At 37.8% G+C, this 14,443-nt stretch carries 9 protein-coding genes; all 9 read left to right on the top strand.

Going from position 1 to position 14,443, the window contains the following annotated elements; translation table 11 throughout:
* The first annotated feature begins 10 nt into the window (after positions 1-10).
* The 9 genes from G7074_RS09095 to G7074_RS09055 all read left to right on the top strand — a co-directional run bounded on the left by G7074_RS09095 (position 11) and on the right by G7074_RS09055 (position 14,117).
* A complete protein-coding gene (locus G7074_RS09095) occupies positions 11-1,480 on the top strand; it encodes a SusD/RagB family nutrient-binding outer membrane lipoprotein (RefSeq protein WP_124561020.1) in 1,470 nt (489 codons plus the stop codon).
* 17 nt (positions 1,481-1,497) lie between these two features.
* The gene (locus G7074_RS09090) at positions 1,498-1,983 is read left to right on the top strand and encodes an immunoglobulin-like domain-containing protein (protein WP_166208078.1); all 486 of its coding nucleotides are present in this window, start codon (positions 1,498-1,500) and stop codon (positions 1,981-1,983) included.
* A 178-nt stretch (positions 1,984-2,161) separates the two neighbouring features.
* Complete coding sequence (locus G7074_RS09085) at positions 2,162-2,644, top strand: lipid-binding protein (RefSeq protein WP_124561018.1); 483 nt, start codon at positions 2,162-2,164, stop codon at positions 2,642-2,644.
* A 344-nt stretch (positions 2,645-2,988) separates the two neighbouring features.
* Positions 2,989-6,114, top strand: coding sequence for a SusC/RagA family TonB-linked outer membrane protein (locus G7074_RS09080; RefSeq protein WP_124561017.1), 3,126 nt, complete (start codon positions 2,989-2,991; stop codon positions 6,112-6,114).
* Positions 6,115-6,124: 10 nt separating this feature from the next.
* Positions 6,125-7,726: a SusD/RagB family nutrient-binding outer membrane lipoprotein gene (locus G7074_RS09075; RefSeq protein ID WP_124561016.1), complete on the top strand. Its 1,602-nt coding sequence runs from the start codon at positions 6,125-6,127 to the stop codon at positions 7,724-7,726.
* 31 nt (positions 7,727-7,757) lie between these two features.
* Entirely contained in the window at positions 7,758-8,723 is a 966-nt protein-coding gene (locus G7074_RS09070; protein WP_124561015.1) for a DUF1735 domain-containing protein, read from the top strand.
* Between the two features lie 196 nt (positions 8,724-8,919).
* A complete protein-coding gene (locus tag G7074_RS27895) occupies positions 8,920-9,084 on the top strand; it encodes a hypothetical protein (protein ID WP_158674076.1) in 165 nt (54 codons plus the stop codon).
* 312 nt (positions 9,085-9,396) lie between these two features.
* Positions 9,397-12,570: a TonB-dependent receptor gene (locus G7074_RS09060; RefSeq protein WP_124561014.1), complete on the top strand. Its 3,174-nt coding sequence runs from the start codon at positions 9,397-9,399 to the stop codon at positions 12,568-12,570.
* Between the two features lie 26 nt (positions 12,571-12,596).
* Entirely contained in the window at positions 12,597-14,117 is a 1,521-nt protein-coding gene (locus G7074_RS09055; RefSeq protein WP_124561013.1) for a RagB/SusD family nutrient uptake outer membrane protein, read from the top strand.
* Positions 14,118-14,443 lie beyond the last annotated feature (326 nt).

The raw sequence follows: 14,443 nt of genomic DNA, 5'->3' as shown, positions 1-14,443 counted from the left end.
CTATCTCACAATGAAAAATAATCAAATAAAATATAAAATGCTGATTTTATCAGCAACGGTGTTTCTTGCTTTTGGATGTAAGAAAACATTAGATATCAACGTAAGTCCAAACAATCCCTTAATTGAGACGACCACCCCAGAAGTATTATTCCCGTCTGCTGTCGCTTCTACAGCCGGACGTGTTGGCGGTGAACTAACGATTATTGGCGGTATTTGGGCCCAATACTATACTCAGGCTAACGCTTCAAATCAATACAAAACGATTGATGCTTATGCCCTGACCCGTAACGATTTTAATGGCAGTTACAACGAGCTGTTTTCTGGCGCGCTGGCAGATTATCAACTGGCTATAAACCTTGCGGTAGCTAGAAGCGATTGGCGTTATAATTTAATGGCCACTGTAATGAAAGCTTATACCTACCAGGTATTGGTTGATTTATATGATAAAGTTCCCTATACGGAAGCATTAAAAGGGCTTGATAATTTACAGCCCAAATTTGACGATGGTTATACCATTTATGTTGGCCTGCTTGCCGAAATAAATGCAGCCCTTGCTAAAGATTATACAAGTATTGATTTAAACAAGGATCAGAAAAAAACTGATTTTCTTTTTGGCGGAGACATGGATCTTTGGACCAAGTTTGCCAATACACTAAAGTTAAAAATGTATTTAAGAATGGTAAATGCCAAGCCGGCAGAAGCACAGGCTGGAATTATGAAGTTATATACTGATGGGGCAAATTTTTTAACTACAAGTGCAGGCATTGCCACATTTGAAGATGCACCAAATAACAGTAATCCTTTTTACGAGTATAATGTTCGCCGTTTAAATACCACTACTAACCTAAGGGCAAGTAAAACATTTACCAGTTGGTTAGCTGTTAATAATGATCCAAGAGCGAAATATTATTATGGAACACTTACTCCTGTACCGATGAATCAAGGGGATTATACAGCAACAGCAGTTGAACAACCTACTTACGCAGGAGCAACTGTTTTTGCCCAAACTGCTAAAGATCCGGTATGGTTTATATCAGCTGCAGAATCATACTTTATGCAGGCAGAAGCGCTTGAACGTTATTATGGAGGGACAGGTGCTGCTGCAATGTACCAAAATGGCGTTAAATCTGCTTTTACGCAGGTTGGACTTGCTGTAAGTGCAGTTCCGGTACCTTACCTGGTGTATACGGGTACCTTTGACCAAAAGCTTGAGAAAATTATTGTGCAGAAATGGTCCTCTTTCGCTGGCTCGCATAGTTTAGAAGGTTTCTTTGAGCAGGAACGTACCGGTTATCCTAAAATAAGTGCGGTGTATTCTACTGACGATAACTATATTCCCGGCCAGTGGGTGTATTCGAAAAACGGGGTAACTTCAGGTTTGTTCCCTAAACGTTTAGTATTTCCTGCGTCATCAAGAGATAGAAACAGCAATACGCCTGCAGAAGTGCCAATTACAACTAAGGTTTGGTGGGGTAAATAGTATTTAATTGATAAAAGATGAAAAGATATTTAACAATAATCATATTGGGGGTTATAGGCATGACTTATAGCTCTTGCAAAAAAGAGTCGTTTGATTATCCGGAAGGTTATGTCGGTATTTCCAAAGTAACGGTGTATCCAATAATCACGATGAAAGGGGATAAATATGTAGCGGTAGCAAAAGGGGCAGCATATACTGATGCTGGTGCTACAGCGGCTGCAGGTACAAGCACCATAGAGGTCAAGGTAACAGGGCTACCAAATACAGCTACCGCAGGTGTTTATTTGATCACCTATTCAGCCACAAATACAGATGGTTTTGCCGCAACAACAACAAGATCAGTTGTTGTGTACGATACCAAGGCTGATGCCTTAGCCAACGATTTTTCCGGTAACTACTTAAGGGCAGCTACCGGAGCAATTTCAAAATGGACAAAGCTGGCTCCAGGCGCTTATTTGGTTAATAATCCGGGGGGGCTGCAACAGGTACAACAGTTAATGTAATTGCCATCAATCCTACAGGGAGTGTAATTGATATTCCACAGCAGAATACGGATAGCGGGCCATGGGGCTCTAATACCGAGAGTAAAGACTTAAGCTCGGGCACTTATTCATGGGCGGTTGAAAACCCTGGCTATGGTACTGCCGTTAGAACCTTTGTTAAACAATAAATAATAGAACGATGAAAAAATATTTTTATATACTAATACTTTTTGTACTAAGCATTTCTGCTTGTAAAAAAGAGGAGCCGGTAGGTGGTACAGCTGTACAGGACCTGTCTGGCGAGTGGTGGGTGCAGATTGACGGCGCCGGAGATTATTATGGTATTTCTACCTATAATACAGCCGATAATTCATCGAGCCAGATGTGGTTAAACCTAACGAATTTCTGGGGAAATGCAAATAATACCGTTTTTGGAAAAGTAAATGTAAATGTGGATAACAAAACCCTTAGCGGTGCAAAAATTGCTAACGCAGGCAACTATCCAGGAGGGATAACCTTTACTGTAACAAACGGTAAAATAACACCAGGTGGTGCTGTAGGCCCATCATCAAAAGCGCCAACCGATGCCATTACATTGGATGTTGAATTTTCTGACGATGCCGGAACGGTTTATCACCTTAAAGGATACCACAGAACCAAATTTGTAGGCGACGATCACTAAGCTTATTGAAAATTAAAAGATGCAGCCTCCTGGATTTATTTTCAGGAGGCTGTTTTGTTTAATCATAAAAAGCTAATATAAACTGCATGTTAAATAGACTAAAAAATGGGCTGAATGTTAAGAGATTAATTAACAATAAGGATGAAATGTGTCTATCTAATCATGCGAATTTTTCAAACTAACAGACTAGTTGTCTGATTATTAAGTGCGTTTTGACAACCCTAGAGCACTTTATGACAATTATTGTGTATAAGTGTTAAAAATTGTTAAAATAAATTTGGTGTTAATCATAACTAACTCTATTTTAGCACTTAAATAATCATTAACTAACCTATTTTCAAATTATGAAAAAACTTCTACAAAGTTTGTTCATTCTTGTGCTGTGCGCATTCTCTGCGTTTGCACAGGAAAGAACCGTAACTGGTACAGTTACTTCTGCGGATGACAAATTGCCAATCCCTGGTGTAAGTGTTAAGGTACAAGGCACCCAAAGTGGCGCCGTTACAGATGCCAGCGGTAAATATGCCGTTCGTGTTCCATCTGGATCTACAGTGTTAACATTCTCTTTTATCGGTTATGCGCCTCAAAACAGAACAATCGGCGGATCATCTACGGTTAATGTGGTTTTGGAAGCAGATTCTAAATCACTAAGTGAGGTTGTGGTAACCGGAGCTGGTTTAACAGCTCGTAAAAAAGAACTTGGTGCTGCACAAACAACATTGAGCAATGCTTCAATCACGCAGGCTAAACCAACTAACCTTGTTTCGGGCCTTGTTGGTAAGGTTGCCGGATTGAATATTCAAGGTGTTGGTAGTGGGGTTAATCCCAATTATCGCGTTGTATTGAGGGGTATGCGTTCATTAACAGGAAACAACCAGGCCTTGATTGTTGTTGATAATGTAATTGTGCCAAACACAATTTTAAGCAACATTAATCCTGACGATGTTGAAAATCTTACAGTTTTAAATGGTAGTAGTGCAGCAGCTCTATACGGTTCTGCCGCATCAAATGGTGCATTAATCATTACTACTAAAAAAGGAAAAAAGGATGGTTCTTTTGATATCAAAATTGGTAACACTACAACATTAGAGCAAGTTGCATTTTTTCCTAAGTTGCAAAAAGAATTTGGATCTGGATCTGATAACGATTTGCAGATTTATCTTCCCTACGAAAATCAACAATATGGTCCGCGTTTTGATGGAGTTGTAAGACCAATTGGCCGTCCATTAGCAGATGGTTCAATTCAAATGGTTCCTTATTCTTACACAAACAGTAAAGATGATTTCTGGGATAATGGTGTAACCAATTTTACTGATTTTTCTGTATCATCTGGTAATGACAAAGGAAGTTTATATGCTTCTGCCCAGTATATGAGAGCTTCAGGAACAACTCCTGGCGATAAGTATAATAGAGCTACGGTGAAAATTGGTGGAACAAGAGTGGTTTCTGACAAAATCACCTTCAACTATTCTGCTAATTATATCCAAAATAGACAGGATTTAACAACACAAACAGGTAGTATTTATAATGTTTTGCTAAATGCGCCTTCTCAGGCATTGATTACTGATTATAAAGATTGGAGAAATAATCCTTATGCTAACCCTAATGGTTACTATAACGCTTATTACAATAACCCTTACTTTCTTGCTGATAACTACAGACAGCAGGTAAGAAATGATTATTTCTTGGGTAATGCCGAATTGAAATATAAACCATTAGAATGGTTAGATTTTACTGGTCGTGTAGGTTTAACTACGCAAAATCAATCATCTAAAAATTATTCAGATATTTTCAAATACAGCGATTATACTAAATCTATCTCGGGTTCTAGCGAATACAAGCAGCAAGATATCTTAGGTGGTGTTTCTGATAATCTAAATTACACTACTAATATTGTAACTGATTTCATTGGGCATGCACAGAAAAAAGTTGAAGACTTCAAGTTCGATTTAACTGTCTTGGGTCAATTAATTCAAAATCAATCTAAATCTGCTACTGCTTCTGTAAACGGTTTAGTAACTGCTGGTGTATTCAATCTTGGTAACAGTACTAATAATCCGACAGCCTCAGAGGGTAATTCGTTAACCCGCTCTTATGGTTTAACCGGAAAATTAGATATTGGTTTTAAAGATTACTTGTTCTTAAGTTTAACTGGTCGTAATGATTGGGTTTCAGTGTTAGCTCCTGAAAACCGTTCGTTCTTCTACCCTAGCGCAACGTTATCTTTCGTCGCTTCTGATGCAATCGAAGCAATTAAAGATATCAAAGAAATTGATTTCATCAAATTAAGAGGTGGTTGGTCAAAAGTTGGTCAAGTGAATATCGGCGCTTACAGCTTAGTTCCAACATTCGGCCAAGGTGCTGGTTATCCATATAATGGCCAGGGTGGTTTGTCTGTTGGAAACACGTTGATTTCTAAGGATCTAAAGCCTGAGATAACATCTGGTTTCGAGTATGGTGTTGAAGCTAGTTTCTTCAAAAGCCGCGTTAACTTAACCGCTACTTATTATAATACCAAAACAAAAGATCAAACAGTTCCAACTGGGGTATCTAGCACAACTGGCTACACAAGTTATTTAGTAAATGCAGGACAAACAACAAGTAAAGGCTGGGAAACAAGCTTAAATGTTGTGCCTTTTAAAACTGAAGACTGGGAAATTACTTTAGGTACAAATTACGCTTACTATGACAACACTGTTGATTATATCAGTGCTGATTTAAGTCAGTTAACTCTTGGGGCTTACGGCGGTACAGTTGGTTCTTATGCAATAGCTGGGCAACAATTTCCAGTTATTCAAGGTACAACCCACGTACGCGATAGTCAGGGAAGAATCATTGTAGATAGAATTACTGGTTACCCTTCTGCAACAACAGGTATTAGTATTCTGGGACAGGCAAATGCTAAACATATTTTAGGCGTTAACGTGAATGTTCACTATAAAGGATTTAACTTATATGGATCTGGTGAATATCGTGGTGGTAACGTTATTTATAACGCTGCTGGTAGTACATTCGATTTCAGTGGTGCTGGTATTAATTCTGCCGCTTACAACCGTGATCGTTTTGTAATACCTAACTCGTCTTATTTAGATCCAACAACCAACACCTATGTTGCCAACACCAATATTACTGTTCGTGATGGTGGACCAGGTTATTGGACTATTGCAGGACCAAGAACAGGTATCAACGAAAACTACGTAACTTCTGGTGCTTTCTGGAAAATTAGAGAGTTAGCTTTATCATATGATGTACCAGCAGCTTTCTTAGCAAAATCTAAAGTAGTTAAAGGCGCTAGGATTAGTGTTCAAGGTAGAAATTTATTTATCTTCCTGCCTAAAACTAACGTGTATACAGATCCAGAATATAGTGATGGTAATGGATCAAGCAGTGGTAATGCGATTGGTTTAACCAATTTAAATCAAACTCCACCATCAAGGTATTATGGAGCTACATTAACATTAACCCTATAATAATAAAGACATGAAAAGAATTTTTAAATATATATTCGGATTTTCAATGTTGGTTTCTATCTATTCTTGTAAAAAAGATTTGGATATCAACACCAATCCCAATTCAGTTACCGTAGCTTCTGTAGATTTGGTTTTGCCAAACGCTATCGTTGCAACAGCTAACAGTATGTCTGCTTATAACAGCATGGGTGCTCAGCAGGTAGGATATTTCACAAATGGAGGCGGAGTAAGTGGCTGGGGAGGTATTATTTCTTACAATTGGAATACAGGCGATTTCGCCGGCCTTTGGGCAACTACTTACGATGTTTTAACTGATGTTCAGTACGTGATTAGCAATTCTGAAGGAAATGCAACCTTCAAAGAATTTAATGCTGCAGCTAAAGCGCTTAAAGCTTATAATTACGCATTACTAGTAGATACGTATAATGATATACCTTATACAGAGGCTTTGCAAGGAGACACGAAGCTCCAGCCTAAGTACGATAAAGCTACAGACATTTATAAAAATTTAGTAGACTTACTGGATCAATCAATTGCTACATTTAAAGCAACAGGAACCGGGCTAGGCTCTAACCTATTTATAAAGGCCGATCCATTGTTTAATGGTAATTTAGGAAGATGGGCCGCTTTTGCTCAGACACTTAAATTAAGATTGGTTCTTAGAGGACAGGGAAAAGTAACCTTCACCAACACTACTTTCGATAGTTCGGTTGGATTCTTAACTGAAGACGCTATTGTTCAGCCGGTTTATGCTAAAACTGATAATAAACAAAACCCTATGTGGAACGCCTGGGCCTATAGTGCTTCAGGAACTGCGGTTGGAGCTGCTAGTCAGTATGCCCCAAGTGCTTATATTATGACATTTTATAATGGTATTAAGCTTCAGGATGCTGCAAGAGCAAAGGCTGTTTACATTTCTGGTACTGCAACCCCAACAAATCAGTTAGGGTATCAGAATTCAGACGCGGGTAGAGGGCAAGCACCAAGTTCTTGGTTTGTTAGCGCAACAGCAAGTCCTTCAGCAACTTCTGCAGCTAAAGTTGGTATTTTAAAAGGACCAGATGCTGGGCAGCCTATTATGTTGGCAGCAGATAGTTATTTTTTACAGGCTGAAGCAAATGTTAAAGGTTTGGTGGCAGGAACGGCTAAAAATAACTTTATTAACGGAATAGCATCTTCATTTAAATATCTATATAAGGATAATACAGGTACTGTTCCTTCAACGTACAATCTTGGAACGGATATTACAGTGCCTGTTGCAAGTCAAGGAGATCCTGCTAAATATCTTCTTAATAATGCAGGCAGCGCTTTAGCTAATTTTGATTTGGCTTTAACTGATGACCAAAAATTAGAAGCAATTATTACGCAAAAATACGTGGCTTTCAATATGGTATTCGGAAATGAAGCATGGAATGAATATAGAAGAACTGGTTATCCGAAAATTTTAGCCGGAACTGCTAAAAACGATACCTTCGTTTCTATCGTTTCCGAATCAACAGCAGCCGATAAATTACCAACAAGAATTCAATATCCTGCGAATGAATTCAAGTATAATGCAGCGAATGTGCCAGCAATAAATAAATATTCAAGTAAGATATTTTGGGCTAAATAATTGTTATTTCAAACATTCATAAAATTAAGTCATGAAAAAAATTATAAATTTATTCGTCTTAGGACTAATAGTAGCTGGATTCAGCTCTTGTTTAAAAGATGATTCTATAATAGGGCCAGATGCTCCTGGAGCAACGAAGAATATTATTGAATTTTTAAACCCAGATCATATTGCTTCGGGTACTTCAAGTACATATCCTTTGTATATTAAGAATTTTGATATTAAACCTACAGGAAGTGCTGTTGTAGAAGTAGCCTATTCAGGTGTTGACGTAGCTCCTGAAGACATAGCTGTTAAGGTTGATTTAGCACCAGATGCAATTACAAAATATAATAGTGATAATACGAAAGCGTATACCCCATTGCCAACCACCCTTTATTCATTAACATCGTTAAATTTGGTTATCCCGAAAGGACAGAGAACAGCAAGCTTCACAATCAATGTTAAGCCAGATCAATTCGATTTGAATGCTGCTTATGCATTGGGCTTTAAAATAAGCTCTGCTTCAACTGGCGTTATTAGCGGTAATTTTGGAACCATAGTGGTGGCATTGGGAGCTAAAAATAAGTATGATGGTATTTATACCCTTGATCAAACTTCTCCGATGGTTGATGCTACATCGGCAGCATTGGTAGGATACTATCCAATCGAACAAGAATTGCGTACTACTGGTGCAAGTTCGGTAACAGAATATGATGGTCGTTATGCAGCTAATAATTATGCCCATCCAATAAAAAATGGAACCTCAACATCTAGTTATGGAAACTTTAGTCCAATTTTTAACATGGATGATGCGGGTAATGTAGTTAGTGTAACCAATTATTTTGGACAGGGAACTAATTCAAGTGGTAGATCGGCAAGATTAAATCCGGCTGGTGTTAATAAGTTTACTGTTAATGGAGATACGAAAGTACTGCAAGTAAGCTATATCATGGTTCAGAATGGAGTAGATAGAACATTCTTCTACGAAAAATGGACTTACAAAGCTGCCAGATAATCTGCATATATTAGATTTAAAAAAAGGGGTGTCTTTTTAGATACCCCTTTTTTGTGTTTAGTCTGTCTAGTCTTAGTATAGCGATACAAAAAAGAAGTATCCTCATGGACAAAAAACAAATTATTCAAGACGTAGTCAGAAAGATTACATCTTACGCTTTAAACTTCAAGTCGTTAGCGAAGTTGAAAATGGCGAATTGAGTTTATCGCAAGCTAGAATTAAATACGGTATACAGGGCGAAAGTACTGTTCGTAATTGGTTGCAAAAATATGCTAACTTTGATTGGGAGCACAAATCCCTTTTTCATATGCCCAGAAAACCAAGGCAGCTAAAAAGCTATTATATTCGATATGATGATTGATATTGCAGAGAAGGGATTCGATATAGCTTGGATACCGTCAAGTTATAATGGTACAAATTATGCTTCTGTATTTTCTGTGAAAGCCTGAATAGATTTTGCCCAGAAGCCAGGAATAAAACAAAAAATTATTTGGGTTTATTAACATAAGCGTATTTTTTATAAAGTGAGCGCAATGGTTGAGAGCCATTGCTTTTTATGCTTTAATTTTTTGGTCTATCACCTGGATGTCATGATATATTGCCGCTTTATTGTAAGATTTGTATTACAAAATAATAAATTCTATATTGCGAATTATTAACTAACCTTTTTTTTATGAAAAAACTTTTACAAAGTTTGTTCGTATTGATGCTTGTTGCATTTAGTGCAATGGCACAAGAGCGAACAATTAATGGAACAGTAACATCAACGGAAGATAATATTCCACTTCCTGGTGTAAGTGTTAAAGCCCTGGGATCACAGGCCGTTGCCGTAACAGGCGGAGATGGTAGGTTTACCATTAAGGTAACTACTGCTGTTACATCCATCCAATTTTCATATATTGGATTCACAACTAAAACAATTAATCTTACTTCTTCTAACACGTTAAATGTTGGATTAGCTCCTGACGCTAAGACCCTAACTGATGTTGTTGTGGTTGCGTATGGTACTCAGAAAAAAGAATCGATTACGGGTTCCGTTTCAAGTATTAGTTCAAAAGACCTTGAAAAGAGAACCGTAACCAATATTACAGCATCCTTACAAGGATCGGCTCCGGGTATATCTGTTTTGGCTTCTAATGGCCAGCCAGGTAATAGTTCTGCTATTCGTATTCGGGGTTTTGGTTCTTATTCATCTTCAAACAGTCCGCTTATTGTTTTAGATGGTGCAGTATATGATGGTAGTATTGGAGATATCAATCAGAATGATGTTGAGAGTATTTCGGTATTAAAGGATGCGTCTTCTTCAGCGCTTTATGGTTCAAGAGGAGCTAATGGAGTAATTATCGTTACCACTAAAAGAGGTAAATCGGCAGAACCAGCAATCAACGTTAATTTCAGTCAAGGATGGTCTACCCGTGGAATTCCTGAATATGACCGCTTAGATGCTTTTCAGTATTATCCAGCAGTTTGGCAAGCGATTAAAAATAACCTGATGTTTTCTGCTTCCCCAGTGTTAACTGACGCAGCAGCTTCAACAAAAGCTTCTGCGGATGTTTATACGAACTTGATTTATAATCCGTTCAATGTTCCAGGGGGTCAGATTGTAGGCACTGATGGTATGCTTAATCCTAATGCGTCTTTGTTGTATAATGATTTTGATTGGTATAAACCGTTAGAGCGTACTGGAAAAAGAACCGATGCGAATATTAGCACATCTGGTAGAAGTGAAAAAACAGATTACTTCGTATCTTTAGGCTATTTAAAAGATAGTGGTTTTATTTTAAAGTCTGATTTTGAGCGTTTTAATGCACGTGTAAATGTAAATACCAAGCTTAGATCATGGTTAAAAACAGGCTTGAATTTGTCAGGCGCAATGTCTGATGCCAATACAGCGAGTGATGCTTCTACAGGTAACGGCGCAAGTTTCGTCAATCCATTTTCATTTGCAAGAGGAATTGGCCCAATCTACCCTATACATGCTTTCAATGCAGCTGGGGATCCAATACAGAACTCACTTACAGGCGAACAATGGTATGATTATGGTACCTTCCCTGGTGCTATAAACCGCCCTTCTGGAGCTTCTCCCGGCCGCAACGTTGTGTACGAAACGATGCTTAATGATAATTCTTACAAAAGAAGTCAATTAAGTGCGAGAAGTTATGTTGAGGTGAAATTCTTAAAAGATTTTACTTTCACTCCAACAATTAGCATGGATTTGAGAAACAACAATATTGATCAATTTCAAAATCCAATTGTTGGTGATGGTGCAGGTGCAAACGGAACAAAATCCCAAAGTAATGCTGTAACCAAGTCATACACTTTCAATCAAATCTTAAGTTATAATAAAACAATTGATAAACATACGATCTCAGTATTAGCAGGTCACGAAAATTACTATTTTAAATATAGAATATTTCAGGCTGACAGGTCAAATATGGTTGCTCGTGGTAACACTGAGTTTGCAAACTTTGTTACGGCGACTAGTTCTTCTGGTAGAGAAGATAACGACCGTATTGAGTCATATCTATCTAAAGTTAGTTACAATTACGACGATAAATACTTTATTGACGGGTCGTTAAGACGTGATGGTTCCTCAAGATTTTCTGCTGAACAAAGGTGGGGAACATTTTTCTCAGCTGGTGCTACCTGGGCGATTAAGAAAGAAAACTTCCTAAAGGATGTAAGCTGGTTAGACGATTTAAGGTTAAAAGTGTCTTACGGTCAGGTGGGTAATAATGCTTTACTTGACGGTAGTGGAAATAACAGGTATTATGGTGATAGAGCCTTTTTTGACTTAGGTTCGAACAGTAATACTGAAGGTGGTGTTTTATTGGCTTCTATTGCTACACCTAATCTAACCTGGGAAAAACAAAACACGCTAAATACAGGAATTTCATTCTCATTCTTTGGCAGAAGATTATATGGTGAATTAGAGTACTACAACAAACAGGTAGATGATTTAATTTTCAGTGTTCCTCAGCCTTTATCGGCAGCTGTTACCAGTGTTTACCGTAATATAGGTGCAATGTATAACAGAGGTGTTGAGCTTCAATTAGGTAGCGACATTATTCGTGAACAGGATTTTACCTGGGGTTTAATTACCAACTGGAGTATTTTGAAAAATAAAATCACAAAACTTCCGGATGAGACGCCATTCATTATTAGTGGAACCAAAAGAAGAGAAGTAGGCCATGGTATTTACGATTACTGGTTAAGACAATACGCTGGAGTAGATCCTTCAGATGGTTCAGCGCTATATCTCCCTGCTGATGGTACACTTGCTGCAAACATGCGTACGGTAAACGGTGTTCAATATGTAACCAATCAGTCGTTTGCGAAATTTGATTATTCAGGTACAGCAATTCCAGACTTGATGGGCTCTTTTGTAAATACATTCACTTATAAAGACTTGTCATTCTCGTTCATGATAAATTACCAAATTGGCGGCAAGGCTTATGATTCAATTTATCAGGGCTTAATGAGTACTGGCTCTTATGGTGGTGCATTACATCAGGATATATTAAATTCCTGGACTCCAGCAAACAATACCTCAAATACACCAAGAGCTGATTTTGGCGCTACAGCAAATACTAATGCTACATCTAACAGATGGTTAATTGATGCTTCTTACTGGAGTTTACGTAACGTTAATCTATCTTACAGTCTGCCTAAAGCCTGGTTAAACAAAATTAAAGTGCCAAGTGCGCGTATTTTTGCAACTGGCGAAAATTTATACCTGCATTCAAAAAGAAAAGGACTAAATCCTTCTGAATCTTTTGACGGTACAAATGCTAATACTTATCCACAAAGTAGAAACTTTAGTGTGGGTATTAACTTAACGTTATAATCTTTAAAATTAGTGTAGAAAGAGATATGAAAAAGCTTTTAATATTAACCAGCTTAGTGGTAGCTTTAATAGCTCCAGGCTGTAAAAAAGAATACCTTGAAACCAAACCAACCGATCAGATTGCTTTGGAAGAGGTATTCACCTCAACAACAAACGCAAGTGCTGTAATCAATGGTGTTTATGCCTACATGAATACAAGAACTACTACTACTACCTCAAATGCACAAGGCAAGCCCGGTGTTGGTGGTATTTTATTAGGCATTGATTTTATGGGAGAAGATTTGCATCAGGCAGCAGCCACATGGTTTACCTCAACAGGTGAGGGTAACTATGTAGCGCCACGTACTGATACCCATGCAAGTAACTTGTACTATTACCGCACGTTTTACCGGATGATTAATAATGCTAATTATGTGTTGGATAATATCGATTTACCAACTGTAACAGGATTAGATTCAGAGAAGAGTAGATTGAAGGCAGAAGCTTTAACCATAAGAGCTTATGCCTACTCGTATTTGGTTCAATTTTACGGAACAAGGTACAATGCTGCAGCAAAGCCGAATGTTCAATTGGGCGTGCCTTTAGTGTTAACTACTGCCGATATTATTAAGCCACGTGCAACTGTTGAAGATGTTTATAATCAGATAATTGCTGATTTGGATAAAGCAATTGCATTAAACTCGACTACCAAAGCAAACAAAACGCATGCTGATGTTTGGGTAGCCAAGGGCTTGAGAGCAAGAGTTGCCCTAACTATGCAAGATTATCCAAATGCGATCAAATATGCGAAGGATGTGATTGATGGTGGTAAATACCCATTAATGAGTCAGGCCGATTACCAAAGTGGTTTTAACAATAACGGGTTATCTGAATTTATGTGGTGTGCAATGCCTACCACTGAGCAAGGAGATACATTTGGATCATTCTACGCGCAAATTGCATACAATGCAAACTCCACTTATATGCGCGGTACACCAAAAATGATTAACTCGAACTTATATAATTTAATTTCTGCAACTGATGTGAGAAAGAAAATGTGGGAACCAGCTCCAACGGCAGCCAATTTTCCATTGCCTACTACTGCATTTACCAGAAGACCTTATATGAGTAGAAAGTTCTCGGTTAAAACAGTTGGTGATCCTTCTTTAGGTGATACGCCATGGATGAGAAGTGCCGAGATGCATTTGATTCTTGCCGAAGCTTATGCAAGAAGTAGTCAGGATGGATTGGCACAAGCAGCTTTATTCGCTTTGGTTTCGAAAAGAGATCTAGCTGCAGTTCAAAGCACCAAAACGGGGACTGCACTTGTTGATGAGATCATGGTAAATCGTAGAGTAGAACTTTGGGGTGAAGGTTTTAGATATTTAGATTTAAAACGTCTAAACTTACCTTTAGATAGAACTATAACCAATGTTCCCAACTATGTTGGTACATCAGTAGCAAATCTTTTAACTATACCAGCAGGCGACGTTAAATTTTTATTCTTAATCCCACGTGATGAGTTGAATGCAAATCCTGCAATTCCACCAAGCGCACAGAATCCTTAAGATTTATAATAATATTTTATTCAAGGGGCCATTTTTATGGCCCCTTTTTTGTTTTTATGGAGGTGGTTGTTCTCTACAACACTATCTATTATATGAAGCTGGCTGTCGGCTCATCATTTTTTGTGTCGAATCTGTCTCTAATCCTATTTTAATGTATTTGTATCTTATTTGTTTGAATTAATTTCTTTAATTCCGTAGTTTTCTGGTCTTTTTCTTTGTTTGGTGCTCATTATGGCATATTTTACTATAGTTTTTATCCCGCAGCTATGGTTTTTGTGAAATTTTAGGTAACATTTTTTTGCATGTAAAATTTGCATTACACAATA

It is taken from the genome of Pedobacter sp. HDW13 (assembly GCF_011303555.1).
GTDB lineage: Bacteria > Bacteroidota > Bacteroidia > Sphingobacteriales > Sphingobacteriaceae > Pedobacter.
This window is presented reverse-complemented; position numbering and strand designations above follow the sequence as displayed.